This is a genomic window from Corallococcus caeni (assembly GCF_036245865.1).
Taxonomy (GTDB): domain Bacteria; phylum Myxococcota; class Myxococcia; order Myxococcales; family Myxococcaceae; genus Corallococcus; species Corallococcus caeni.
On record NZ_BTTW01000010.1, the window covers coordinates 12,525 to 37,071 of the forward strand.

Consider the following 24,547-nt stretch of genomic DNA (forward strand, 5'->3'; position numbering starts at 1 on the left):
CTGCACATCAGGCCGCGTAGAACATGGGGCGCGTGCGGGGCGGGTTGCTGACGAACTTCATCTCGTTGATCATCTTCTTGAAGTCCTTCTGGTCGATGCCGACGGAGCCCTGGAAGTTCGCGCGGTTGGCGTACTTCTCGTAGGTGTCCACCACCTTCTTCGCCTCCGGCGTGAGGCGGTCGTAGTTCTGGCGGGCCCACTTCATCGTGTCGATGAACTCGTTGCCGGCCGCCTGGCCGTCCAGGTCCCCCGCGCCCTTCTCGATGGCGGCGGTCAGGTCGTTGCCGGTGATCTTGCCCGGCTTGGCGTCCAGACCCTCCAGCGCGTCACGCATGGAGTTGTCGCTGAAGGTCTTGAAGCCCTCCATCGTCTTGAACATGGCGTCCGCATCCTTCTGCGTGATGCCGCCCGGACCGGCCTTCTTCGCGGCCTCCTGGTAGGTCTTCAGGACGTCGCGGGCCTCGGGCGTGAGGCGGCTCTCGTTCTTGGCGGCCCACTTCTCGAACTCCTTCAGCTCGGAGGTGGAGGAGTGGCCGTCCGTGTCGGAGATGCCGTCCTTGATGGCCTTGGTGAGGTCCTCGCCGGAGATGGGGCCGCTCTGCTTGTCGAGCGCCTCCGTGGCCTTGCGGGCGCTCACGTCACCGGCGCCCACCTTGCGCAGCTCCTTGTTGAGGGCGGCGGTCTCCCTGCCGGTGAGGCCGGAGCGCCCTTCCGCCTGCGCGGCCTTGGCGTGCTTGCGGTAGACGTCCAGCACCTCCTTGGCCTCCGGGGACAGGCGGCTCTCGTTCTTGGAGGCCCACTTCTCGAACTCCTTCAGCTCCGCGCCGGCCGCCTGGCCGTCGTGGTCCGCGGTGCCGCGGGTGATGGCTCGGGCCATGTCCTCGCCGGACACCGTGCCGCCGTGGGTCTTGCTGTCCAGGTGGGCGAGCGACTTCTTCGCGCTGGCGTCACCCACGTCGCGCATCTCCGAGAGCATCTTCTTGAAGTCGTCCTGCGGGATGCCGGACTCGCCGCGCGCCTGGGAGAGCGCCGCGTACTTGCTGTAGATGTCCATCACCTGGCGGGCCTCCGGGGTGAGGCGCTCGCGGTTGTTGGCGGCCCAGTCGGAGACGGCGCGGTACTCACCGGAGGCGGCCTGGCCGTCCAGGTCCCCGACGGCGGCCTCGATGCTGTCCGCGAACTGCTCGGCGCTGATGGGGCCGGAGGTCTGGTTCAGCTTGTTCATCTCCACCATGGCGCCCAGGTCCTTGGGCTGCCAGTTGTCGCGCGACGGGGTGCCCCAGCAGCCGTGGCCGTGCTGGGTGAAGCGGTCACCGACGTGCTGCTGGGCCTTGAGGTCCGCGACCTGCGCCTTCAGGCCCTCCATCTGCGCCTTCATGTTGTTCAGCGTGGCCTTCACCTCCGCGGCCTGCTTCGCGGGGGAGGACGACCCCTTCAGGAGGGCGGCTTCCTTGTGGCCCAGGGCCGACTTGCTGTTCAGGGAGGTGGTGACGGTGGACTTGATGGTGGACATTTTTGATCTCCGGGAGGAGCGGCTTCCTTTGCGGAAGCGGTCATGCCGGGACCTATTGCACGCGTCGTGCCAGCCCTGCCTGGCCACATACCTCAAGGATTCCCTGGGGTTACGCGGCGACGACGCGAAGGCCGGGGTGGTGACAACAGTCACCAGAGGTGATGACAGTCACCAGCCCCCCGGCCCCGGGGTGGTGACCGGAAGCATCACTTCCGGCGCGCGGGACTGAGCGCCTTGCGCACGCGCTGCTTGCCGGCGGGGCGGTCCGCGACGTGGACGTAGCCCCGCTTGAGGAAGAACGGGAGCGTGCCCGTGTAGGCCATGCCGTTGCTGATACGCGCTTCGCCCCGGGGCGGCTTCACCGGATAGCCCTCCAGGGTGCGCGGGCCGTCGCGCCGCACCGCGGCCTCCACGGCGGCGAGCAGCGCGGTGGCCACGCCCTGGTTGCGCCAGTTCCGGTGGATGAAGAAGCAGGGCACGGAGGAGACGGCGTCCGCGTCGTCGCACTTGAAGCTGGGGGCGCGGTCCAGGCGTGGGAAGTCGCGGCGCGGGCCGAAGGTGGCCCAGCCCACCGGTTCGCCGTCCGCGTAGGCGAGGACGCCCTTCGCTTCTCCGCTCGCGACCAGGGCCTTGAAGCGGCGCTTCGCGTCGGGGCCTCGCACGTCGTCGTAGCGCTCGCCTTCCGGGATGCGCCAGTACATGCACCAGCAGCCGCCGCAGGCGCCGTTGGGGCCGAAGAGCTTCTCGAGGTCGGGCCAGAGCTCCGGAGTGAGCTCGACGGTCTTCAGGTCGGGAGGGGCCATGGAGGCGCCCGTTCTAAACCGCCTCGGGTAGTCCGCTAAACGCGGAGGCGAGCGTGCCTGAACAAGGAGCGAAGAACCTGCGGCCGGCTTTGCAGCCTGCGGAACTCGCTCCTTGTCAGGTGACGAAGCTCGGCGACATCGAGAGGGAGGGCGTTTAGGAGCCTTCCCTTCACCCAGCTGTTGCAGCCCTCTTCGGGATTCAATTCCGGTGCATAGGAGGGCAGCCACTCCACCTGGAAGTCGTCGGGATGGAGTGAGAGCCAGTCCTTCACCTGACTTGCTCGGTGTGCCGCCAGGTGGTCCCAGATGATGAGCAGCGGGTGCCCTACGCGCTTGCGGAAGTAGCGCAGCGCGAAGAGGACCTGCTGCGCATGAATGGCCCCCTCGAAATGGCGCGCCAGAACTTGGGGCTGTCGCCACTGTGTCGGCGCCACCAGCAAGACGATACTCGACACCTCACGGCGTCTACTCAGGCGGTGGAGCGTGGGCGCAGTGCCGATGGGCGCCCATGTGGTGCCGAGGCGGGCTCGAAACGTGCTGCCCGTCTCGTCCAGGAAGGCAATCGTCCTGCCGCTTCTTCGAGCCCCCTTTTGATGCGTGGCCAATCCCGCTTCAGCCAGGCCTCGATGAGGGCCTCATCTCGCTCTCGGGCTTGGGAGCGAGGCCGATGGGCCGAAAAGCCCAGGCGGTGCAGGGGCTCGCTGAGGGAAGCCGGGTGGTACCCGACGCCCCATCTTCGCTGGATGAACTGAACGACCCTTGGAAGAGTCCAGCGCTCGGTGGGAAAACCGGCCTTGAGTGCACCGGCTTCCAACGCTCGCGCCAACTGCCTCCATTGCGCCGGCTTCAGGTACGAGGGCCGCCCTTTGTGGGGCTTGCGCCAGAGTGCCTGCAGGCCCTCTTCGCGCAGTCTCTTGCTCCACTGGGAAACGGCTCCACGCGTCACCCCCAACTCGTCGGCGACATCCACTGGATGCCAGCCCGACTCCAGAAGCGAGGCAGCCAAGAGCCGCCGCGCTTCCAGTTGCCCGGGCGTCAGCCTGAACGGATGCTGAGACCCCATCGTCTCCCCCTCTCACCCATTCAACTGCCCTGGTGTTTAGGGGACATCCCGAGGCGGTTTAGACGCCGCCGCGCAGCTCTGTCTCGGGCGTGAGCACGCCGTCCCCGGGTGTGAGCAGGAAGGTCAACTTCCCCTGGTGGAAGCCTCGCACCGGGCCGGGTGGCTCCGGGTAGCCCGGCGGCAGGCGCCAGTCCGGAGGCTGGAGCGGCGCGAGGGGAATGGGCTGGCCCTGGCGCAGGGCTCCCACGTCCTGATCCGTGAGGACGCGTGAGGACGTCCAGGGGAGCAGGTCGCGGCCGTGCAGCTCGATGCGCGGGCCGGGGCCGGGGTCCTTCCACGGGCCGATGGCCGTGCGCTTCAGCGCGGAGAGGTGCGCGCCGCAGCCGAGCGCCCTTCCCAGGTCCCTGGCCAGGGAACGGACGTAGTAGCCGCCCCGGCAGGTGAGCTCCAACACGCTGGTCCGGGGCAGGTCGTGCGAGAGCCAGCGCGCGGCGTGCAGGTACACGCGCGACGGGGGCAGGTCCACGGCCTCGCCCCGGTGGGCCTTGCGGTAGGCGGGCTCGCCTCCGAGCTTCTTCGCGCTGGTGGCGGGCGGGACCTGCTCCGTCCAGCCGAGGAACGGTTTCAGCGCTTCGTCGAGGCGCTCGGGCGTGAGCGCGGTCGCGGCTCCCTGATGCACGGGGCGGCCGTGCAGGTCGCCGGTGTCCATCTCCGTGCCCCACTCCACGCGGGCCTCGTAGACCTTGGGCGCGGCGTGCAGGTGTTCGAAGAGGTGCGTGGCCGGGCCCACCAGCATCAACAGCAGGCCTTCCGCGAATGGATCCAACGTGCCGCCGTGGCACAGCGCCGTGCGGCGGCCGGGCCGCGTCGCCTGGGCTTCCTCCTGGAAGGCACGCACGGTGGCGAAGCTCGTGGCGCCCACGGGCTTGTGCGTGAGGTAGAGGCCGGGCGTCATTCGCCGCTCCCGTCCCTCTTCACCGTCGTCGCGCCCTGCTGCTTCTCCAGGTGCACGGGCGCGTTGCCGGAGTGGTCCGAGATGACGCGCGCCAGGGGTTCGGCGTGTGTCGTCACCCAGACCTGGCTGTACTCCGACGCTCGCACGATGAGCCGGCCCAGGGGCTCCAGCAGGTCCGGGTGCAGGCTGGTCTCCGGTTCGTTCAGCGCGAGGAACGGCGGCGGCCTGGGACTGAGCAGCGCCGCCAGCAGGCACAGGTAGCGCAGCGTCCCGTCCGACAGCTCCGCCGCCGCCATGGGCCGGGACAGGCCGGGCATGTGCAGGAAGAGGCTGAAGCGGCCGTCCTCCGCTCGCACCTCCAGCTTGGCTCCGGGGAAGGCGTCGTCGATGCCCTGCTCCAGGGCGCGCTCGTCGCCAATCTCCCAGATCGTCTGGAGCGCCGCCGCGAGGTCGCGCCCGTCGGACGCGAGCACCGGCGTGCGCACGCCCACCTGCGGGTGCCGGGGCAGCGCGTCCGGATCCGTGCGGAAGTGGTGGTAGAAGCGCCACGCGCTCAACGTGCGTTGTACCTCCGACAGCCGGGGGAAGCGGTGCGGTTCGGAGAGCTGATCCATCACCGACTCCGCGCCCCACAGCTCCGTGGGGAACGTGATGCGCTTGCCGTCCGCGTCGCGGATGAAGGCCGTGCGGTCCTTGCGCTCCATCAACACCAGCCGCCGGCCTCCGGAGTGCGCCCAGAGGTGCTCCTCCTTCACCTCCGGATCCAGGGTGAACATCGTCGGCCGCGGCTCCCCGGGCGCACTGGGCACCACGCCGCATTGCAGCTCGTAGGTGAGGTCGTCCAGGTCCACCGTCACGCGCACGCGCGCCGGCTTCTTCGGGTCGCGCGGGCCGGCCCACAGCACGCTCGGGGTGCCGCCCTCTTCCGCCAGCGTGCGCGCGAGCCGCCCGTCCGCCGCCGCCGCGAGCAGGTACAGCGCGCGGTACAGGTTCGTCTTGCCGCTGCCGTTGGGCCCCACCACCACGGTCACCGGCCCCAGCTCCAGGTGGAGCTGACGCACGGAGCGGTAGCCTGCGATGTCCAGACGCGTGAGGGGCATGACGTGCGCTCAAGCCTACCCGGCCCGGTGTGCTCGCGGGCGTCCGGCGCGCAAGGGTGTTCTTCGCTCGCCGGAAGATGGTTGCTTGCTGGAGGGGACTTCCGTCACTCCCCGAGGGGGAGGCGTTGCTGGGGGGCGACTTCCGACGAGGACGTACTCCATGGCTCCGCTCTCCCGCCGACTCCTGCTGCTCACCATCACCCTGGCCCTGACCGGCTGTTCTACCTCATCGTCCCCTCCCGCCGGGGACGCGGGCCCGCATGCTCCCGTGGACTCGGGTCCTTCGTCCGACCCGGATGCGGGTGAGCCGGATGCGGGTGCTCCGGATGCCGGCATGGACACCGTTCCCTGGGACGGCGGCGCGGAGGCGCTCCCCGAGCGCACCGACCACGTGGACCTGGGGCCCTATTCGGACTGTGCCTTCAACCTCGCCGTCGGTGACGCGGTCGCCGCGTGTGACGACGTGTCCCTCTTCAACCGCTCCACGTGCACGGCGGGCGCGTTCGATGACCTGGACACCACGGGCTTCTACTTCCTCGATGCCCGTCCCAACACCGGCTACGTCAACAACTTCTCCGGCTACATCCTCCGGCTTCCGCTCGATGGTGCACCGGGCACCCTCTCCGGCCGGGCGCTGACGCGACAGGAGGTGGGCGCGGGTTCGTTCTTCACCGCGGCCACCCTCCCTGCCACGCGCTTCACGCCGGCCCGGAACCTGGTGTTCATGGGCTGCACCCGGCCCACGCCCGACCGCATCAACGGCTGCTACGTCCAGTGCTCGCAGGGCAAGGTCGGCATCGTGGGCACCTTCACCGCGACGCGCCCGGGCATCCGGACGCGCGGAGAGTCCGAGTCCTCCGGACTCTCCCTCGTGTCCGAGTCCTCCGTCCCCATGGGCCTGCCGGTGGACGTCTACGTCACGAAGGGCCACGCGTACGTGGTGGCCGTCGGGACGGTCAGCAAGCCTGGCGGTTTGGCGGTGTTCGACGTGCGGGACCCCGCGCACCCGGTGCTCACGAAGACCGTGCAGTTGGCCGGGGACACGTACTGGAACGGCGTCTGGGCGAAGGACGACGCGCTCTACATCGCGAGCGCCAGCTCCGGCGTCATCGTCTACGACATCTCCAACCCCGCGGATCCGCAGTACGTGCGCGCCGTGCCCAACGAGCCGCTCGACGTGCACACCGTGCACGTGAAGGGCGACCGGCTCTACGCCATGGCCCCGTCTCCCGGCGACGCGGTGCTCATCCTCGACGTGTCCTCGCCGCTCGCGCCCGTGGAGCTCAACCGGGTGTCCTTGAGCATGGGCGGCAGCGGCCCCCATGACGCCTTCGTGTACGAGGACCGCCTCTACGTGAGCTACACGGAGTTGGGCTACCTGGCCTTCGACGCGACGGACTCGGAGCACGTCCTGCCCCTGGGCGGGTATTCCTTCGACGGCCAGTACGCCCACGCGAGCGCGGTGGGCACCTTCGCGGGCCGCACCGTGGCCTTCGAGGGCGGTGAGTCCCCCGGCTCGCACCTGCGCGTGCTGGACGTCACCGACCCCGCGAACATGAAGCTCATTGGCGAGTACGGCCTGCGCCCGGAGATCTCCATCCACAACATGATCCTCCAGGGCACGAAGCTGTACGTCGCGTACTACCAGGAGGGCGTGCGGGTGCTGGACGTGTCCCACCCGCCGAAGCCGCGCGAGGTCGCGTACTTCAACACGTACCGGGAGACGGACCCGGGACACGCGGGCGGCACGTTCGAGGGCGCCATCGGCATCCGCGTGCCGGGCGACGGGTTCATCTACACCGTGGACACGTCCCGGGGGCTACTCATCCTCTCCGAGCAGCCGTGAGCTAGACTCCCCGGGGCTTCGCGCGTCGGCCGTGGACCGCGAAGCCCCGAGCTGGAGCCAGCCATCCATGACGTCTTCCCTTCGCCTCCTGGGCACGGGCCTGTTCGCCTGCGCCCTGTCCCTGTCCGGCTGTAGCGACAACGACCCTCCCGTGCCGGACGCAGGCACGGTGGAGCCCCAGGACGCGGTCGAGCGCACCGACTACGTGGACGTGGTCCCCACCGAGCCCTGCATGGACGCGAGCTACGCGGAGCCGCGTGCGAACTGCTCGGACTCGTCCAGCTTCCCCCTGGCGGGTTGTGACCTGGCGGCGGTGGGCGCGATGGAGCCCTCCGGCGTCTACCAGGCCATCTTCCGCTACAACGCCACCAGCGCGTTCGGCGCGGGCTTCCGCCTGGACACCGTCCCCAGCTTCCTGGGCCGTCCCCTGGTGCACCAGGAGCAGGGCCCGCAGGGGTTCTTCATCACCGGAGAGCTGACCACCTCCGCGAAGAAGGTGCAGCGGTACGCGCTCGCGGGCTGCCGCGTGCCGGAGCCCGGCCACCTCACCGGCTGCTTCGTGCGCTGCACCGACGGCGTGCCGGACTACTCCGGCACCTTCCACGCCCAGCGGATGAACCTGGACCGGGAGAAGCCCACCGGCGCCAAGGCGATGCGCCTGGTCTCCGAGACGCCCGTCGCGGTGGGTGACTCCGTGGACATCTACGTCACCAAGGGCCACGCCTACGTGGTGTCCCTGCCCCGGGGCAAGGAGCCCGGCGGCCTGAGCGTCTTCAACGTGAGCGACCCGGCCCACCCGGCCCTCGTCACCAGCGTGAGCCTGCCCAACGACAATTACTGGAACGGCGTCTGGGCCAAGGGCGACGCGCTCTACGTCGCCAGCGCCAACTCCGGCGTCATCGTCTACGACATCACCGACCCGGCGAAGCCTCAGTACGTGCGCGCGCTGCCCGGTGAAGCCCTCAACGTGCACACGGTGTTCGTGGACGGCGACCGGCTGTACGCCATGTCCCCGTCCCCCAACGGGGAGACGCTCCTGTTCAACGTGGCCTCGCCGCTGGAGCCCCAGCTGCTCAGCCGCATCTCCGTGCCGCGCGAGGCGGGGGTCAGCTACCCGCACGACGCGTTCGCCTATCAGGACCGGCTCTACATCAACCACACGAACACGGGCTACGTCGTCGTGGACGTGAAGCGCCCGGACGTGACGCCCGTGCTGGGCATCTATGCCTTTGACGGCCAGTACAGCCACGCGAACGCGGTGGGCACCCTCAACGGGCGCACCATCGCCTTCGAGGGCGGCGAGCGCTTCGGCGCGCACCTGCGCGTGCTGGACGTCACCGACCCGGCGAACATCCAGCTCATCGGGCAGGTGAAGAAGCGCCCGCAGACGTCCATCCACAACATGGTGCTGAACGGCACGAAGCTGTACGTGGCCTGGTACCACGAGGGCGTGCGCGTCTTCGACGTGGCGGACCCCAAGCAGCCGAAGGAGATCGCCGCCTTCGACTCGTTCCAGGAAGCGCACCCGCGCAGCACCAGCAGCCTCTACCAGGGGGCCATCGGCATCCGCGTGCCGGGCGACGGGTACGTTTACGCGGTGGACCTGTCGCGCGGCCTGCTGGTGCTGGCGGAGCCGTGACGCGCCGGCGTCACTCCGTTTCGATGCGGTTGCGGCCGTTCTCCTTCGCCCGGTAGAGCCGGGCGTCGGCGACACGCAGCAGCTCGTCCAGGGTGGTGCCGTCCCGCGGCGCCACCGCGAGCCCCGCGCTGAAGGTGACGTGGAAGGGCTTGCCCGCGTCGCTCTCGAAGGACATCCCCGCCAGCTCCTCCGCCGTGCGGGAGAGGATCTCCTTCGCGCTCTCCAGCGACTCCCCCAGCAGCGCGACGACGAACTCCTCGCCGCCCCAGCGGGCGCGCAGGTCCTCGCGGCGGAAGCGCGCCCCCAGCAGCCGCCCCAGCCGCATCAGCACGCGGTCGCCCGCGAGGTGGCCGTGCTGGTCGTTCACCTTCTTGAAGTGGTCCACGTCCAGGAAGCACAGCGCCAGCGGCTTGTCGCTCCGGCGCGCCTCCGACAGCCGCGTGGCCACCGCCTCCACGAAGGGCCGGCGCAGCATGAGGCCGGTGAGCGCGTCGCGCTCCGTGCGCTCGCGCGACAGCCGCGCCCGCTCCAGCCGGGCGTGCACGCGGGCGCGCAGCTCCTCCTTCAGCACGGGCTTGGCCAGGTAGTCATCCGCGCCGGCCTGGAACGCGGCCAGCCGGAACTCCAGCCCCACCTGCGCGGTGATGAGCAGGATGGGCAGCTCCTGCCACTCCGGCGTCAGGCGCAGGATGCGGCACAAATCAAAGCCGCTGGGCCCGGGCATCTGCACGTCCAGGAGCAGCAGGTCCGGGCGGTGCTGCGCGAGCGCGTCCAGCAGGCCGTAGGCGTTCTCCAGCCCCACCACCTCCACCGCGTCGCTCACCAGCGCCTGGGAGAGGGCGCGCACCGCCTCCGGGTCGTCGTCCACCACCATCACCTTCGCGCGCTCCTGCCTTCGCGCCGTCACCAGCCGCTCCGCCGCGATGGCGAAGTCCTGCTGGGTGAAGGGCCGGGGCAGGAACAGCGACGCGCCCGCGTGCGCCGCGTGCACGCGCTCCTGGAGACCCCCGCCCGAGCTGGTGAAGGCCAGCGGCAGGGACTGGTGCCCCTCCATCGCGCGCAGCGCGCTCGCGGTGGCCAGCCCCCGCGCGCTCATCTGCAGCAGCGCCCCGTCCACCCACTGCCGCTCCACCGCGGCGCAGGCCTCCTGGGGCGTCTGGGCCGTCACCACCCGCACGCCCTCCCGGTCGCCCATCTGCTTCGCGTCCGCGAGGAGGGCCGCGTCCTCGTCCACGACGAGCAGCGTGCCCATGGCGGCGACGACCTCTTCCTCCGGCTCCGGCTCCGGGGCGAGGACCGGCAGCGACACCCGGTCCTCCAGCGCGCGGAAGCCCGCGTCCACCCGGGCCCAGTCCAGCATTCCCCCGGTCTTCACCGGCCGGAGCACGTCCTCCAGCGCGCCCGCCGCGATGCTCACGTCGCGGAAGCCGTAGCTGCCCGCGGTGCCGTGCAGCTTGTGCACGACGCCGTAGGCCTCATCCATGGCGGCCGCGTCGCCGTGGCGCCCCTTGCCCAGCAGCGCCTGGAGCGTGGCCAGCCGCTCCGGCAGCTTCGCGCCGTACTCCGCGCTCAGGAGGGCCAGGCTCGCCGCGAAGTCGTCCACGGGCTCAGCGTCCTCCGCTTCGTCCATCGAGCCGAGGGCCTCCGGGGGCGGAGGCGGCGGCTGCGCCACCGCGAAGAGCTGCTCCAGCCACACCGCCAGCTCCTCCGGCCGGTAGGGCTTGTGCACCACGCGCGCCACGCCCAGTTGGCGCGTGAGCAGCTCATGGCTCTTCAGGTCCTTCCAGAAGGCGGACGCGAAGAGCACCGGCAGGTCCGGCTTCGTCTGGCGCAGCTCCCGGATGAAGTCCGCGCCCGTCATGCCCGGCAGGAGGCCGTCCACGATGGCGGCGTCCACCGGCCTGGACTGGAGCACCTCGCGCGCCTCCGCGGCGGTGCGGGCGGGCGTCACCTGGTAGCCCTTCTCCCGCAGGTAGGCGCAGACCAGCGCCTGCAGGTCGCGGTCGTCCTCCAGGAAGAGCAGCGTCTTGTCGTTGCGCGCGGTGCTCATGGCATCGCCTTTCGGGGCTCGGCCGCGGCGTCGCGGCGGGCCAGCAGTCCGTTGAGCAGCTCCCGCACGGAGGCCAGCAGCTCCTCCTCGGAAGCGCGGGCCTTCGTCAGGTGCCGGGTGATGCCCAGCGTGAGCTGGCGCTGGTCGGTGCGCGACAGCTCGCGGCCGGTGAAGACGATGAGCGGCGTGGCGCGGCCCTTGCCCTGGCGCAGGATGTCCACCACCTCGAAGCCGTCCAGCCGGGGCAGCCCCACGTCCAGGACGATGAGGTCCGGGGGCGTGTCCCGCGCGAGCGCCACCGCGCTCTCCCCGTCCGCCGCTTCGATGCACAGCGCGCCCAGCCGTTCGAACTGCGCGCACAGCACCCGGCGCGTGGTGGCGTCGTCGTCCACCACCAGCACGCGCGCCTGGCCCGGCTGGCGCATGGCGTAACGCAGTGTCTTCAGCAACCGCGTTTCCTCCACCGGCGTGGGCAGCCAGTCCACCAGCAGCGCGGTGCCCGCGTCCTTCGTCCCCGCCTGGGAGCGTCCGGCCAGGGCCAGCACGGGCAGCTCGCGCGTGCGCGGCTGTTCCCGCAGGCGGCGCACCCAGTCCAGCACGGGGCCGTCCGGCATCTGCGTGTCCACCACCAGCGCGTCCGGCGGCGCGTGCTCCACCGCCTGCGCGGCCTCCGTGAGCGTGGCGGCGCGCACCACCCGGTAGCCTTCGTGCGACAAGAGGCCCCGCAAGAGCGCGGACAGGTCCGCGTCCGCGGTGACGATGAGCACGTTGTGGCGCGAGTCGTCCGCGGGCAGCGTCACGCCGGCGCCAGGCGCGGGGACGCGCAGGGCCTCCAGGGTGAAGTGGAAGGTGGCGCCCTGGCCGGGCGGGCTGGACACGTCGATGCGGCCGCCGTGCTGCTCCACGATGGCCTGCGAGATGGCCAGCCCCAGGCCGGTGCCGCCCTTGCTGCGGGTGTCGGACGCGTCCAGTTGCTGGAAGCGGCCGAAGAGGCGGGGGAGCTTCTCCTCCGGGATGCCGGAGCCCTGGTCCGTGACGCTGAAGCGCACCCGGCCGTCCGCCGTGAGGCCGGCGGCCACCACCACGGAGGCGCCCTGGGGGGAGAACTTGATGGCGTTGGAGACCAGGTTGGTGAGCACCTGGATGAGCCGGTCGCGGTCGCCCTTCACCTGGGGCGCGCCCTCCACGTCCGAGCGCAGGCTGACGTGCGCGGCCTCCGCCATGCCCTGCACGCCCGCGAGCGTGGCCTCCACCAGGTCCTGCGCCGTCTGCGGCTGGAGCTTCAGCTCCAGCATCCCCGACTCCATCTTCTCCAGGTCCAGGATGTCGTTGATGAGCCGGATGAGCCGTTCGGTGTTGGTGCGCGCGATGCGCACCATGTCCAGCGCCTGCGAGGGCAGCTCCCCCACGATGCCGTTCTCCAAGAGGCCCAGCGAGCCGCGGATGGAGGTGAGCGGCGTGCGCAGCTCGTGGCTCACGGTGGAGACGAACTCGTTCTTCATCCGCTCCACGGCCTTGCGCTCCGTGAGGTCGCGCACGAAGACGGTGGTGCGCGGGGGGCCGTCCGCGTGCACGCGCGCGAAGGTGAGCTCCGCGGGGAACACGGCGCCGTCCGCGCGCAGGCACGGCGTCTCCACGCGCGCCGCGCCGCTGCCCTGCAGGAGCGCGGCGTGCACGGCCTCCCGCTGCGACGCCGGCAGCGACGCGGGCAGCGCCAGCGACAGGAAGTCCGCGCCCACCGCCCGCGCGGACGGCAGGCGGAAGTGGGCCGCCGCGGCGGGGTTGAACTCCGCGACGCGGGCGGACTCGTCCAGCACCACGATGCCGTCCGGCGACGCCTCCAGGATGGCGGCCTTGCGCGCGTCGCTGGCCCGCGCCTCCGCGCTCGCGGCGGACAGGGCCCGGGTGCGCTCCGCCACGCGCTCCTCCAGCCCGCGGTTGAGCTCCCCCAGCGCCGCGGACGCCTGGGCCAGCCGCACCAGCACGACGATGACGTAGCCCACGAGCAGCAGCGACACGCCGAAGAGGACGATGCGCGTGCGCTCGGCGCGGGCCTGGGACTGCTCCTGGAGCTGGAGGTACGTGGTGATGAGGCGCTCGGCCTCGCCGGTGGCACCGTGGTCCAGCAGCGCCTGGAAGGAAGCGTCCGCGGAGCGCTGGAGCGCCAGCAATTCGCGCACGCGGGCCGCCAGGCCCTCCAGCACGGCGTGGGCAGGCTGCCCCTCGAGCGCCCGGGTCAGGAGCGCGAGCGAGGCCTCCACGCGAGCGCCAGGGGCCTCCCCCTGCGCGCGAGAGGCGAGGAGCACGTCCACGACCAGCGCCTCCACCTGTTCGCGCGTCTCGCCCGGGGGCAGCAGGGCGGCGGTGGTGGCGACCTGCCGGGGGAAGGCTTCGCGCAGGGCGGCCAGCTGCTGGTCCTTCGCGCGGGCCGCCGCCAGCAGGCCGCGCGAGCCCTCCAGCACGCGCAGGTACGCGTCCAGGGAGGCGTTGAGCGACCGCATGCCCTCGGCCGGGAGGAAGTCCGGGGCCGTGCGCAGCATGCGGGCGCGGGCGGCCAGCGCGTCGAAGTCCCGGTCGGAGGCGCCGTGCAGCGCCGCCATGCCCACGCGCTGGCGCAGCACGTCCTGCTCCAGCTCCGCCGTGGCCACGCGCAGCTGCCGCAGCTGGGTGCGGTAGTGGTCGTGGTCGGCGGTGGAGCCCGGGCGCCCCAGGACGAACAGGGCGCACAGGACCATGAGGGCGCCAGCGGCCAGCGCGGCGGAGCGTTTGGGCAGGCGGGGTTCCATCAAGGCACCAGGCGGCGGATTTCCTGCGGCAGCGTCATGGGGTCGAACGGCTTGCCGATGACGCCCACCGCGCCCAGCTCCAGGTAGCGCGCCACCTCCTGCTTCTGGACCTTGGCGGTCATGAAGATGATGGGCGTGTTGGCGGTGGCGGGCTGGGCGCGCAGCCGGCCGAACGTGGTGGGCCCGTCCATGCCGGGCATCATCACGTCCAGGAGGATGAGGTCCGGGCCCTCCTGGCCCGCCTTCTCCAGGGCCTCCGCCCCGGAGGACGCGAGCACCGTCTTCCATCCCCCCACACGGCTCAGGCTCAGCTGTCCGATGGTGCGGATGTCGTCCTCATCGTCCACGAGCAGGACCTTCTCGATTTTCGCCATGGGAGGGAGTGCTCCGGGAAGCGGGGTTTGGATCGGGGGGTTACGGGAGCGGGGCGGGAGCGGATCTCAAGCCGCGTCCGGCCCGGGTTCGCACTCCGGCAGGTCGAAGGAGAAGCGGGTGCCCGCCCCGGGGGTGGTGGTGAAGCGCAGGGTGCCGCCCATGCGGGCCACCAGCCCCTGGGCGATGCTCAGGCCCAGGCCGGTGCCGGGGCGCCTGCGGGTGTCCGAGGAGTCCGCCTGGGCGAACTTCTGGAAGACGCGGGCCTGGAAGGCCTCCGGGATGCCGGGGCCGTAATCCCGCACGTCCACGCGAAGGGCGCCGGCCTCGCGGGTGAGCGACAGGGTGACGCGCTCGCCCTGGGGGGAGAACTTGATGGCGTTGGAGAGGAGGTTCGCCAGCACCTGGATGAAGCGGTCCTCGTCCACGCGGGCGCGGGCGTGGGGCGCGTCCACCACGGCCTCCAGGCGCACGCCGTATTCGGCCGCGTAGCCCTGGTGGGCCTGGAGGGCCTGGGCCAGGAGCGGCGCCACCTCCGTGGGGGCCAGGTGCAGGTCCAGGCGGCCGGACTCCATCTTCTCCAGGTCCAGGATGTCGTTGATGAGGCGCAGCAGCCGTTCGCTGTTCTTGTGGGCGATGCCCACCATCTGGGCCACCTGCGCGTCCAGCGGGCCGGCCACGCCGCCGCACAGCAGGCCCAGCGAGCCGCGGATGGAGGTGAGCGGCGTGCGCAATTCGTGGCTCACGGTGGAGATGAACTCGTTCTTCATCCGCTCCACGCGCTGGCGCTCCTCTTCCAGGAGGCGGGCCTGGGTGACGTCCCGGGCGACGGCGTAGAGCAGCCCCTCCTCCGGGTCCGACACGGCGTTCCACTGGAGCCAGCGCCAGGAGCCGTCATGGCAGCGGGCGCGGTGCTCGAACTGGAGGACGGGGGCGCCCTCGCGCGCGCGGGCCAGGTGCCGGGAGGTGGCGGCGCGGTCCTCCTCCAGGGCCAGGTCCACCAGGGACGTGCTGTAGAGCTCCGCCTCGGAGAGGCCGAGGGTGCGGCTCCAGGCCCGGGACAGGCGCAGGAAGGTGCCGTCCATGGCGGCGATGCAGAGCATGTCCATGGAGACCTCGAAGAAGCGCTCCTGCTGCGTCAGCGCGATGCGGGCCTCGCGCTCGTGCAGGGCGTTGAGCTCCACCTCCGCCCAGCCGGCCAGGTCCGCGAGCGCGGCCAGGTCCGCGCCGGAGAAGTCCCGGGGCTGGGAGTCGATGAGGCACAGCGTGCCCACGCGGCTGCCGTCCGCCGCGCGCAGGGGGTGGCCCGCGTAGAAGCGGACGAAGGGGGCGCCCAGCACCAGCGGGTTGTCGTGGAAGCGCGCGTCCTTCAGCGCGTCCGGCACCACGAAGGTGGCGGAGGAGAGGATGGCGTGGCCGCAGAAGGACACGTCGCGCGGCGTCTGGGGGGCGTCCAGCCCCTGGCGGGCCTTGAACCACTGCCGGTCCTCGTCGATGAGCGACACGAGCGCGATGGGCACGCGGAACAGGTGCGCCGCGGCGCGCACGATGCGGTCGAAGCGTTCATGCGCGGGCGTGTCCAGCAGGCACAGGGAACGCAGTGCCTGAAGGCGCCGCGGCTCGTCCGCGGGCGTCGGGGGAGGAAGCATGGCGTGCGCCCGGTGCTACCCCACCTGTCTGCCATTGGTAAGAGGGGCGCTCACGACTGCCCGCCCCCTGGGTCGGGAGGCCGGGCAGGCAGACACCGGATTGCAGTCCTGCGGGATTTGTCTGCCCTTGGCGCCGTGCTAGCCGGCGCGGCGTTTCCGGGCCGGGGCCAGCGGCTTCTTGCGCGACGTCGGCGGGGACCCGGGGGACGCCTTGGGGGGCATGACGGACACCACGGTGCGCACCACGCGTGCCACGGCCTTGAGCTGCCGGGGTTCCAGCTCGCGCAGCGCGCGCACCAGGCGCCGCAGCTCCAGCGAGTCCTCCTGGCGCGGGGTGGCCCGGGGCGGCGCCGGTGAGGGGCCGGGCCCCACGCCCAGCAGCGTGTCCGCGGACACGGACAGCACCTCGCACAGCCGCCGCAGGTTCCGCGCCCGGGGCAGCATGCGGCCGCGCTCCATGCGGCTGTAGACCTCCATGGCGATGCCCACGCGCTCCGCCACGTCCGCCTGCGTGAGTCCCAACCGCAAGCGCGCGTCACGGGCGGCGGCTCCAAACACCATGTTCAGGTCTTCATTCACCGGGGCGGGCACCCCCAAAACCTTGCACCTCTCCTCCGGCGCGCAAGTTTTCGGGGAGCCTAGGAAGCGTCGGATTATTCTTAATATTCTATTTATTCCAGGATGTTGGCATACTCCCAATGCGGCCAGCATCGACCCGCGACGCGCTGGTTCGCATGAAAGGACGTGACCATGCGACTGCGCGCCTGCGCCGCACTCCTGCTCTTGCTTTCGGCGTGCGCCACCCCGGCACCGGGTCCAGGAGAGCGCGCGTCCCGGAACCCGAGGCTCGCCAACCTCCAGCGAGCAGCAACGCTGCCGTGGACTGACGGGGGACGGTGTGTCGTCCGTGAGGCGTCCCGGCCTTGGCCCGTGCTGGTGGAGAAGTGCTATCGGACCCTCGACCATGACCGGCTCGAGTTCCACGACACCACGGGAAGATGCTCGGTCGCCTCAGCGGAGGCCGCGGCCGTGGGACTCGGGTTCTGCGTGCTGGCGGCTCCTGAGATTGCCGTGGGGGCCGTCATCGTGCTTGGCGTGGTGGTGGTGGGCGTCGCCATCGCGGAGGCGTTGGACGCGTATGAGCTGCGGCATGCCTACCCCGAGGAAGCTGGGACCTCACGAGGAGCGAAGGTGTCCTCCCGGGAAGCCGAAGCGCAACGCAAGCCCGAGCCGGAGCCCGAGCCAGCCGGGCAGGGCCGGCAGCCCCCGGTGCCGCCAGTGCCCGTGGACCGGACGGGACGCGCGAGCTGCGAACCTGTTCCCGTCCCCCACGCGGGCGAGGACGACCCGCACAATGAATGTGCCGACAACTTCCCACCCAACCGCTATCCCGGGATGGACGTGCTCGTGGGCGGTGTGCGCTTCGACGCGCTGCAAGTCGGCGTGCGCGTGCTGTGGGAGATCAAGACCCATCGATTTGATACGTACAATGCCTATATCCAGGGTCAGGAGATTGAGAGGGAAATCAAGCAGTTGCTCAAGGAGCGTGCGGCGGCGCGGACCTGTGGATATGACTTCGTTGTTGGCGTGAGCACCGACGCGCACAGACTCGCGTTGCTCAAGCAGGATCCCACCTTCAAGATCGTCGTAACGAAGTGCAAAAGATGACCTCTCGAAGCCCCCTCATCATCAACGTCTATGCGCCTGCGCTTGTGGGTAACGACCACCGCACACTCGCTGCTGTCCATGGCTTGGAACGAGCGCTGCCCGGTTTGCGTCTGGAGTGGAGAGTTACCGAGAGGCACCGGCTTGCCGCGTTGCCACAGCGCGATGCCTGGTTGGCTGAGGAGGCCACGCGCGGCGAGTTTCCGATGGTGTGTAACAACGATGAACGTTACCCCGTAATGATTTCCGGGATGCAACGCTCCGCGGATGAAGGTGCAGGCGGCCGGCCACAACTCCAAGTCCATGCGAAGTTGCCTCTAGATGCGGCGGTTGTCGCGGCAGTGGCGGACGTGCTTGAAGCGGTGGCAGAGGGTGCACACGCGTTCTGGGGGCAGGCGACGCCGGACGGCGCGTCGGGGGACATCGCGGAGCAGATAGCTCCCACGCTGGAAGGGCCGCCGTCCCCTCCCCGGGGCCTGCCCGCCCTGAAGCTCTTCGAGCACATCCGCGCGCCCGAGATTCCCTATTACCTCGGGTGGCTGAACTACTGGTCTGCCGCTGCCGCACAGGCCATCGGGTTCCCGGACCCGGCCCGCGACGCCGAGCTGCTTTCACGGTCGCGGCGCACGGCTTCGGGCGGCTGGGTCGTGCAGCTCACCGACGCGCCGCTCGACCTGGACAACCCCGCCCACCTGGACGCGCTCCTTCGGGCCTACGAGCGCTTCCCGGAGATCGGCGGACGCGCGGCGCCTTGACCTCAAGCAAGGGCCTGGGACGCGGCTCCGGCGGAGGGAAAGAGCCCCACTGCGCGAGCATCCGCGATGGTAGCCTTCCCATCCGGGAGGTCGCGCACCATTGCTCCAACCGTTCAGATTGGCTCTCGCGCTCGCGCTCGTGTGGGGAACTGCTGCGAGGGCTGAGCCGGCACCCGGTGCACGCGTCAGGCGGGAACGTTCCGTCGCCATCGCCAGCACGGCCGCCGAACCGCTGCCCGTCGTCCGCGTTGCACAGGACACCCTGACGCTGCTGTTCTTTCCCTCGCCGATCCAGAAGAAGACGCTGACCTTCGATGAGTCGCGGATCCGCGTCCTGGACGCGGGCGAGCGCTCCGTCATCGTCCAGCCCGTGGCCAATCTCGGTGCGGGCGAGCGGCAGGAGCTCGGGGTCTTCTTCGCTGACAACCGAGCGCCGACACGGGCCGTGTTCGTGCTCGTGACCGACCCGTCCGAAGTGGACGCTCGGATCGACGTGCAACGCCCGGAGCCGCCGGACACGGCCTGCCAGCCCACGGCCCAAGCCCCGGCGCCGAAGCCGGAAGACTTCGTGCTCCTTGGCTACGTGGACGAGAAGGGGGTCACGACGTCCAGCAGCAAAGGCACGCTCGATGCCGTGCAGGGGTTCAATCTGGACAAGCTCGTCGCCTTTCGGGGCGCGGGCTGGATTCTGGCGGACGTGACGATCGTGAACCGCCCTGACCGCCCCGCCTGGACACCCCGGGAAGCGATGTTCGTGGGGCGCGTCGGCATGCGCCTGCGGGCGCGGCTCGTGGCCAAGAAGCCAGGGGCAATCCTTCCGGGGGGATATGGGCGTGTGCTCGCGGCCGTGGAAGTGCCCGAGACGAAAGCCGACCTCGTCTTCACCCTGGAGGTGCGTGGGGATGAGGGGCGTCGGCTCACGATTCCAGACGTGCGCTTCCCGAAGTCCGCCGCGGAGGACTCCCCATGAGCGCGACGCTGCCCCGCGTTCCGCCCGGTTCGTTGATTGATGGGTGGAAGGTTTCCAAACCACTCGGTGACGGAGGCTTCGCGTTCGTCTTCCTGGGCGAGAAGAACGGCAGCCACCGGGCCATCAAGGTGGCCCAGCACCGGGAGTCCAGCGGCGACCTCAAGCAGACCCATGCGCGAACGCTGCGGGAGTTGACGGCGCTGCTCATGCTGGACCATCCGAACATCGTCCGGCCACAAGGGTATGGACTCGCGGAGAGTGGGAACCTCTACCTCGCGCTCGACTACGTGGACGGCTGGACGCTCGCGGAGTGGGCGGAGCGCAAGCACCCGACCGTTCGCGAAGTCCTCGGGGTCTTCGAGAAGCTCGCCGGTGCGCTGGCATACATGCACGGCCGGGGCATCCTGCATCGGGACCTGAAGCTGTCCAACGTGCTCATCCGCAAGAGCGATGGCGAGCCCGTCATCATCGACTTCAGTTGCGCGACCTACACCCTCGCCGAAGCCCTGACGGACGGGGGCCTGCCTCCGGGGACAGACCGCTATCGCGCGCCCGAGCAGTTCAAGTTCCTGCGCGAGCACAAGGACAAGCACCGGGCCCGCTACGCCTTCCAGGTCGCCGACGAAATCTTCGCGGTCGGCGTCATGCTCCATGAGCTGCTGACGGACCCACGCCCGACGGAGTTTCGTCCGCGCTTCGACTTGAACAGCCCTGCCCTCCCACCGCCGTCCCCCCGCCTGGCGAATGCGCGGGTGCCAGCGGCACTGAGCGACCTCGTCGAGGACATCCTGGCCCGAGACCCCAAGGCGCGTCCGGTCGATACCGAAGCGCTGCGCCGCGAGTTGGCGGAGCTCCGCGCCGAGCGCTCCGCCGGGTATGACGTGCCGGTCCATCCGCCCGCTGAACAGCGTCATGGAGGGTACCCACCCGCGGCGCTGCCGATGCCCTCCACGCCGCAATCCCTCAAGCGGCATGTAGCCCTGATGGAGCGACCGCTTCGCGCGGGAAGGTGGCTCGCAGGCGTTGTTTGTATCGTCGCGCTCGTCATGGCCGCGGCCCTCTGGCGCTCGTCAGGGAGCGCACCCGGTGGGCCTGCAGGGTCGCGCGACGCCGCGGCCCCACGACCTCCTCCTGCCACCCACCATTCCGCGCCGCCCAGGACAACCCCTCCTGCTATGACCCCTGCTGGCCCTTCGCCCGTGACAGTCCCTGGGCCAGCCATCGCCGCTGCCCCGAAGGAAGGATCCGCATTGAAGACGCCAGCACCCGAAGCCTCACTCGCAGGACGTGCGCCTCGCTCGCCAAAGAAGTCCGTTGCGGCCGTCAAGTGCGCGTCGCTGTCGCTCGTCGCGGCGCTGGCGGCGGGTTGTCCGGGGGCCCAGATCCGGCCCGAGTCCTTCACCTGCCCGGCTGGAGCGGAGGAGGCCATGCGGGATCAACTTCACTGGAGGGACGGAGACTTTTTCTCCCTCATCCTCGACGACCGCCAGGCGAATTTTGACAATGTATGGTTCACCGCTGGCGCGGAGGTGGTGGGGGTGGTCCCCAAAGGCATCACCGATGACCGGCAGCTTGCTCTTGCCCCCGTGGGGACACGCTTCTACGGCAAGGCCTACTACCTCTCCGACAAGATGGGGCGTGTGGATGGGCCGGCCCTCGTCGTCCGGTACGACCGCGTGAAGCTCCCGGGGCAGGAGGAGTATCCCATTTGCGCCGTGGTGGAGAACGAAGCCGTGGCGTTCAAGGACGGCAGGGTGAAGGGATCCAATCGGGGTGCCGCGACCGTGGTGGACCGCTGGCCCTGAGCAGCCCCGGGGCGACGTGTTGGGTAGGGGCCTGATTGCGCGCCCCGCCTCCTCGAACCCGGCATGACCTCCCAGGGCCGTCCCATGACGGCCCATCCCACGGGCCAGGTCGCCCACGACGCGTAGGCCTGCGCGGAGCTTGAACGCCTAGCGCTCCCGCAGCGCGAGCGCGCCCTGGATGATGAGCCCCATGGCCTTCAAGTCCTCTTCATCCAGGGGCCTGAGCGCGCGCACCAGCCGGCGCAGGGTGGGGGGATCCTCCTCGCGGTCCGCGAGCGCCAGCGTGCGCGCCTCTTGCGGAGGCGTGGGCCCGTCCAGCCCCAGGAGCGTGTCCGCGCGGATGCGCAACACCATGCACAGCCTGCGCAGCGTGGTGGAGCTGGGCAGCACCCGCCCTCGCTCCATCCGGCTGTAGACCTCCATGGCGATGCCCACCTGGCTGGCGACGTCGCCCTGGGTCAGGCCCTGCCGCTCGCGGGCCTCGCGCGCCGCGGTGCCCACCGTGATGGCCAGCTCCTCGTTCATTGCCGCTCACCAACCCCTGGCCGGAGCGTGTCTCCCATGAAGTCAGGTGTCCGGCATCCTACCTGACACGGCACCAACACTACCCCAAGGGGCATCCGCCATGCTATGGACCTGAGAGGTCCAATCCGGCCTTTCTCCCATGCATCCTCCCAGCCACGTCCTCTCTCTCCGATTGAACCCTCCACATCCAGAAGAAGCCCGGCCTGCCCCGGGCGAAGGAGGCGCCCCTCAATGAACCTGGAGGGAGGACATCCGCTGCTGCTCCAGCCGCAGGAGGTGGTGGGCAGCTTCCGGCTCCTGAAGCGCCTGGCCACCGGGGGCTACGGCACCGTGTTCCTGGCGGAGACCGGGGGCTTCCACGTGGCGCTGAAGTTCGCGCTCCAGGGGCCGCAGGACTCCGAGGAGGGCTCGCAGGTGGACGCCCGCACGCTCAAGGAGGTGAGCGTGCTGCACCGCATGACCCACCCCAACGTGGTGGCGCTGCGCGGCTACCACCGCTGGCCGCACCCGCGCACGGGCTACCTGTTCCTGGTCATGGACTACGTGGAGGGTCCCACGCTGTCGGACTGGGCGGTGGAGGCGAAGCCCACGGCGCGGCAGGTGGCGCGGCTGTTCGCGGAGCTGGCGCTGACGCTGGACTTCATCCACCGCGCGGGCGTGCGCCACCGCGACATCAAGGGCAGCAACATCATCGTGCGCGCGTCGGACGCGCGGCCGGTGCTGGTGGACTTCGGCTCCAGCGACCACGCCTGCGCCCCGGCCATCACCGACGGCCGGCCCCCGCCGGGCACGCCCAGCTACCGCAGCCCGGAGCTGTTGCGCTACTGGCTGAACAACCCCAAGGGCATGGCCCGCTACGTCTACCAGCCCACGGACGACCTCTATTCGCTGGGGCTCACGCTCTTCCAGGTGCTCACCGGGGACTTCCCCTATCCGCCGGACCTGCCGGCCGCGGCGCTGCTGGGGGGAATCCAGACCATCAAGGGGAGGTCCGCGCGCTCGCTCAACCCGCGCGTGCCCCGCGCCCTCAACGACATCTGCGAGCGGCTGCTCCGCCAGGACGTCAGCCAGCGCTACCAGATGGGGTCGGACCTCTACACCGACCTGAGCGCCGCGCTGGAGCGCGCCCCGGCCAGCTGGGACCGGCCGCTGTTCAACGCGCCGCCGCCCCACGAGGCCGTCACGGAGGAGTCCGACGCGTACTTCGACGGCAACGAGGAGGCCCGGGAGCTGCGCCGCTGGGCCCGCGCCTACGAGCGCCGCGTCCCGGGGGCCCCGCCGCACTCCAGCGCGCCCACGCCGCCCGTGCCGGCGCCGCCCGGACCGTCGCCGGGGCTGGCCGCGCCCCTGCCCCCGCCCATGCCCTGGTGGCTGGCCCGGCGGCTGGCGTGGCGGCGGCGGTGGGAGCAGTGGCTGCGGCGTCTGGGATTGCGCCGGGGCGAATGAACCCCACGCGTCCTGCGCACTTCACACGACCCTGGAGGTTTTCCCCACGACAGGGTTTGTGCTACCTGCGGGGTCGAGCGATTTCCGCTCGACCTGACAGGTTGAAAGGCAGGACATGAAGACGCCCGATACGACGACGGAGGAGATCCCCGGCGTGCCCCGCCGGCCGCGTGTGCTGTTCACGGTGGGAGGCACGGCCTTCGAGTTCGTGCGCAAGCTGGAGGTGCGCGCCACCGGGGAGCTGCTGATGCTGGCGCGGCGGCGCTACCGGGGCGGGATGGGGGGCCCGGTGGTCATCAAGCGGCTGCGCAACCCGTCCGGCTTCGTGGAGCGCCGCCGGCTGGTGGAGGAGGTGGAGCTGACGTTCCGGCTCAACCACCCGGGCATCGCGAAGGTCTACCACCTGAAGGCGTACCGGGGCGTCCCGCACGTGGTGATGGAGTACGTGGAGGGCCGGTCGCTGGACACGGTGCTCAACCTGGTGGCCATGCGGCGCAAGCCCATGTCCCCTGCCTTCGGCGCGTGGGTCGTCTCCGAGGTGGCGGAGGCGCTGCACCACGCGCACACGCTGCGGGACGAGTGGAACCGGCCGCTGGGCATCGTGCACCGGGACGTGAGCCCCCGGAACCTGCGCCTGGGCGTGCACGGCGAGGTGAAGCTCACGAACTTCACCGCCGCCTTCTCCACGCTGCCGGGCCGGGAGATCACCAGCCGCCCGCTGGTGAAGGGGGACGTGGCGTACGCCTCGCCGGAGGCGCTGCGGCGCGATCCCGTGGACGCGAGGAGCGACCAGTTCTCGCTGGGGCTGGTGCTGCTGGAGGTGCTGACGGGCACGCACCCGCTGGCGCAGGAGGGGGACGTGGCGCTCCCGCCGCCGCCGGACCTGCCGCTGGTGCAGGCGCAGGGGCCCACGTGGATGCCCCTAACGGAGGTGGCGGCGCGCATGGCGCTGGTGGGCCCCACGCAGGTGGAGCACCTGGCGCGCGACGTGCCGGAGGGGCTGCGCGCGGTGGTGGTCCGCGCGCTGCGCCAGTCCCCGGCGGACCGCTTCGGCACGGCGGCGGAGCTGGCCTCCGCGCTGCGGGAGTGGCTGCGCGAGCACGCGCCCACGTACGGACGGCAGGCCGCCGCGGAGGAGGTGGAGGCGGCGGCGAGGGAGGCCACGGGGAGGCGCAATCAGGCGGAGCTGCTGGAGGGCGGGCTGCACCCGGCGGAGCTGACCGCCGAGGAGGCCGCGATGACGTCCGAGGGCGCCAGCGCGACCGGGGCCGCCGGGCTGGAGGGCCCGCCGCCGTTCCTCCGGGGCGACGACGTGACGCCGGACCTGAACGACGAGCCCCTGCCCCTCCAGGACCTGGACCTGGTCGAGGACCTGGACGAGCTGGCCGGGCCGGATGAAGAGGCGCAGGGAGACGACTTCGACGACGACGACGACGGCCACCAGCCGGTGTGAAACCGCGCCGGCACCGGGTCCCTGGGACTTGGCCCACCCGAGTCCTCCGGGACCAGCGGGGTACCGGATGGCGGCCATGACTGTCTTTTCCAGATTTCGCGCGCTCCGCGAAGCACCCGGGTGTTTGGCAAAGCTTCCGTGAGTTGCTTGTT

General features: G+C 70.8%; 20 protein-coding genes. 8 read left to right on the plus strand and 12 right to left on the minus strand.

The window, feature by feature from the left end:
- Positions 1-7: 7 nt before the first annotated feature.
- The 6 genes from AABA78_RS32910 to AABA78_RS32935 form a co-directional block, all read right to left on the minus strand.
- Positions 8-1,513 (minus strand): hypothetical protein, encoded by a 1,506-nt coding sequence (locus AABA78_RS32910; protein WP_338269299.1) that lies wholly within the window; start codon positions 1,511-1,513, stop codon positions 8-10.
- A 206-nt stretch (positions 1,514-1,719) separates the two neighbouring features.
- Positions 1,720-2,316 carry a GNAT family N-acetyltransferase gene (locus tag AABA78_RS32915; RefSeq protein ID WP_338269300.1) on the minus strand — a complete coding sequence of 199 codons (597 nt, stop codon included), beginning with the start codon at positions 2,314-2,316 and terminating at the stop codon, positions 1,720-1,722.
- 35 nt (positions 2,317-2,351) lie between these two features.
- On the minus strand, positions 2,352-2,879 hold the full coding sequence (locus AABA78_RS32920; protein WP_338269665.1) for a transposase: 528 nt from the start codon (positions 2,877-2,879) through the stop codon (positions 2,352-2,354).
- Positions 2,786-3,379 (minus strand): winged helix-turn-helix domain-containing protein, encoded by a 594-nt coding sequence (locus tag AABA78_RS32925; RefSeq protein ID WP_338269301.1) that lies wholly within the window; start codon positions 3,377-3,379, stop codon positions 2,786-2,788. The genes AABA78_RS32920 and AABA78_RS32925 overlap by 94 nt, the downstream gene beginning before the upstream one ends.
- 58 nt (positions 3,380-3,437) lie before the next feature.
- Entirely contained in the window at positions 3,438-4,334 is an 897-nt protein-coding gene (truB, locus tag AABA78_RS32930; protein WP_338269302.1) for a tRNA pseudouridine(55) synthase TruB, read from the minus strand.
- Positions 4,331-5,434 carry an AAA family ATPase gene (locus tag AABA78_RS32935; protein WP_338269303.1) on the minus strand — a complete coding sequence of 368 codons (1,104 nt, stop codon included), beginning with the start codon at positions 5,432-5,434 and terminating at the stop codon, positions 4,331-4,333. Before AABA78_RS32935 ends, truB begins: the two co-directional genes overlap by 4 nt.
- A gap of 160 nt (positions 5,435-5,594) precedes the next feature.
- On the opposite strand from AABA78_RS32935, the gene AABA78_RS32940 reads away from it, so the two are divergent.
- Together AABA78_RS32940 and AABA78_RS32945 are read left to right on the plus strand one after the other, a co-directional pair.
- Positions 5,595-7,280 (plus strand): LVIVD repeat-containing protein, encoded by a 1,686-nt coding sequence (locus tag AABA78_RS32940; protein WP_338269304.1) that lies wholly within the window; start codon positions 5,595-5,597, stop codon positions 7,278-7,280.
- A gap of 67 nt (positions 7,281-7,347) precedes the next feature.
- Positions 7,348-8,919, plus strand: coding sequence for an LVIVD repeat-containing protein (locus tag AABA78_RS32945; RefSeq protein ID WP_338269305.1), 1,572 nt, complete (start codon positions 7,348-7,350; stop codon positions 8,917-8,919).
- A 10-nt stretch (positions 8,920-8,929) separates the two neighbouring features.
- On the opposite strand, the gene AABA78_RS32950 is transcribed toward AABA78_RS32945, so the two are convergent.
- From AABA78_RS32950 to AABA78_RS32970, 5 genes are all read right to left on the minus strand, one after another.
- A complete protein-coding gene (locus AABA78_RS32950) occupies positions 8,930-10,969 on the minus strand; it encodes a response regulator (protein ID WP_338269307.1) in 2,040 nt (679 codons plus the stop codon).
- Positions 10,966-13,755: an ATP-binding protein gene (locus AABA78_RS32955; RefSeq protein ID WP_338269308.1), complete on the minus strand. Its 2,790-nt coding sequence runs from the start codon at positions 13,753-13,755 to the stop codon at positions 10,966-10,968. Before AABA78_RS32955 ends, AABA78_RS32950 begins: the two co-directional genes overlap by 4 nt.
- Entirely contained in the window at positions 13,755-14,129 is a 375-nt protein-coding gene (locus AABA78_RS32960; RefSeq protein ID WP_014400722.1) for a response regulator, read from the minus strand. Before AABA78_RS32960 ends, AABA78_RS32955 begins: the two co-directional genes overlap by 1 nt.
- A gap of 66 nt (positions 14,130-14,195) precedes the next feature.
- Complete coding sequence (locus tag AABA78_RS32965; RefSeq protein ID WP_338269310.1) at positions 14,196-15,776, minus strand: GAF domain-containing sensor histidine kinase; 1,581 nt, start codon at positions 15,774-15,776, stop codon at positions 14,196-14,198.
- A 138-nt stretch (positions 15,777-15,914) separates the two neighbouring features.
- The gene (locus AABA78_RS32970) at positions 15,915-16,337 is read right to left on the minus strand and encodes a helix-turn-helix domain-containing protein (RefSeq protein WP_338269311.1); all 423 of its coding nucleotides are present in this window, start codon (positions 16,335-16,337) and stop codon (positions 15,915-15,917) included.
- 369 nt (positions 16,338-16,706) lie between these two features.
- Here AABA78_RS32970 and AABA78_RS32975 point away from each other — a divergent pair, with 369 nt between their 5' ends.
- From AABA78_RS32975 to AABA78_RS32990, 4 genes are all read left to right on the plus strand, one after another.
- Entirely contained in the window at positions 16,707-17,444 is a 738-nt protein-coding gene (locus AABA78_RS32975; RefSeq protein WP_370469499.1) for a DUF6310 domain-containing protein, read from the plus strand.
- A complete protein-coding gene (locus AABA78_RS32980) occupies positions 17,441-18,196 on the plus strand; it encodes a DUF5953 family protein (RefSeq protein ID WP_338269313.1) in 756 nt (251 codons plus the stop codon). The genes AABA78_RS32975 and AABA78_RS32980 overlap by 4 nt, the downstream gene beginning before the upstream one ends.
- A 100-nt stretch (positions 18,197-18,296) precedes the next feature.
- Complete coding sequence (locus tag AABA78_RS32985) at positions 18,297-19,166, plus strand: DUF2381 family protein (protein ID WP_338269314.1); 870 nt, start codon at positions 18,297-18,299, stop codon at positions 19,164-19,166.
- Complete coding sequence (locus AABA78_RS32990) at positions 19,163-20,971, plus strand: serine/threonine protein kinase (RefSeq protein ID WP_338269315.1); 1,809 nt, start codon at positions 19,163-19,165, stop codon at positions 20,969-20,971. Before AABA78_RS32985 ends, AABA78_RS32990 begins: the two co-directional genes overlap by 4 nt.
- A gap of 147 nt (positions 20,972-21,118) precedes the next feature.
- On the opposite strand, the gene AABA78_RS32995 is transcribed toward AABA78_RS32990, so the two are convergent.
- Positions 21,119-21,496 carry a helix-turn-helix domain-containing protein gene (locus tag AABA78_RS32995; protein ID WP_338269316.1) on the minus strand — a complete coding sequence of 126 codons (378 nt, stop codon included), beginning with the start codon at positions 21,494-21,496 and terminating at the stop codon, positions 21,119-21,121.
- Positions 21,497-21,727: 231 nt separating this feature from the next.
- Here AABA78_RS32995 and AABA78_RS33000 point away from each other — a divergent pair, with 231 nt between their 5' ends.
- Positions 21,728-22,942, plus strand: coding sequence for a serine/threonine-protein kinase (locus AABA78_RS33000; RefSeq protein ID WP_338269317.1), 1,215 nt, complete (start codon positions 21,728-21,730; stop codon positions 22,940-22,942).
- A 115-nt stretch (positions 22,943-23,057) separates the two neighbouring features.
- Positions 23,058-24,395 carry a serine/threonine-protein kinase gene (locus AABA78_RS33005; RefSeq protein ID WP_338269318.1) on the plus strand — a complete coding sequence of 446 codons (1,338 nt, stop codon included), beginning with the start codon at positions 23,058-23,060 and terminating at the stop codon, positions 24,393-24,395.
- Positions 24,396-24,547 lie beyond the last annotated feature (152 nt).

Coding starts and splice junctions, on each gene's coding strand:
- AABA78_RS32925 (WP_338269301.1), bottom strand. CDS start 3,379: ATGGGGTCTCAGCATCCGTTCAGGCTGACGCCCGGGCAACTGGAAGCG.
- AABA78_RS32990 (WP_338269315.1), top strand. CDS start 19,163: ATGAGCGCGACGCTGCCCCGCGTTCCGCCCGGTTCGTTGATTGATGGG.
- AABA78_RS32955 (WP_338269308.1), bottom strand. CDS start 13,755: ATGGAACCCCGCCTGCCCAAACGCTCCGCCGCGCTGGCCGCTGGCGCC.
- AABA78_RS32995 (WP_338269316.1), bottom strand. CDS start 21,496: ATGAACGAGGAGCTGGCCATCACGGTGGGCACCGCGGCGCGCGAGGCC.
- AABA78_RS32970 (WP_338269311.1), bottom strand. CDS start 16,337: ATGGTGTTTGGAGCCGCCGCCCGTGACGCGCGCTTGCGGTTGGGACTC.
- AABA78_RS32915 (WP_338269300.1), bottom strand. CDS start 2,316: ATGGCCCCTCCCGACCTGAAGACCGTCGAGCTCACTCCGGAGCTCTGG.
- AABA78_RS33000 (WP_338269317.1), top strand. CDS start 21,728: ATGAACCTGGAGGGAGGACATCCGCTGCTGCTCCAGCCGCAGGAGGTG.
- AABA78_RS32945 (WP_338269305.1), top strand. CDS start 7,348: ATGACGTCTTCCCTTCGCCTCCTGGGCACGGGCCTGTTCGCCTGCGCC.
- AABA78_RS32965 (WP_338269310.1), bottom strand. CDS start 15,776: ATGCTTCCTCCCCCGACGCCCGCGGACGAGCCGCGGCGCCTTCAGGCA.
- truB (WP_338269302.1), bottom strand. CDS start 4,334: ATGACGCCCGGCCTCTACCTCACGCACAAGCCCGTGGGCGCCACGAGC.
- AABA78_RS33005 (WP_338269318.1), top strand. CDS start 23,058: ATGAAGACGCCCGATACGACGACGGAGGAGATCCCCGGCGTGCCCCGC.
- AABA78_RS32940 (WP_338269304.1), top strand. CDS start 5,595: ATGGCTCCGCTCTCCCGCCGACTCCTGCTGCTCACCATCACCCTGGCC.
- AABA78_RS32950 (WP_338269307.1), bottom strand. CDS start 10,969: ATGAGCACCGCGCGCAACGACAAGACGCTGCTCTTCCTGGAGGACGAC.
- AABA78_RS32910 (WP_338269299.1), bottom strand. CDS start 1,513: ATGTCCACCATCAAGTCCACCGTCACCACCTCCCTGAACAGCAAGTCG.
- AABA78_RS32960 (WP_014400722.1), bottom strand. CDS start 14,129: ATGGCGAAAATCGAGAAGGTCCTGCTCGTGGACGATGAGGACGACATC.
- AABA78_RS32980 (WP_338269313.1), top strand. CDS start 17,441: ATGACCTCTCGAAGCCCCCTCATCATCAACGTCTATGCGCCTGCGCTT.
- AABA78_RS32935 (WP_338269303.1), bottom strand. CDS start 5,434: ATGCCCCTCACGCGTCTGGACATCGCAGGCTACCGCTCCGTGCGTCAG.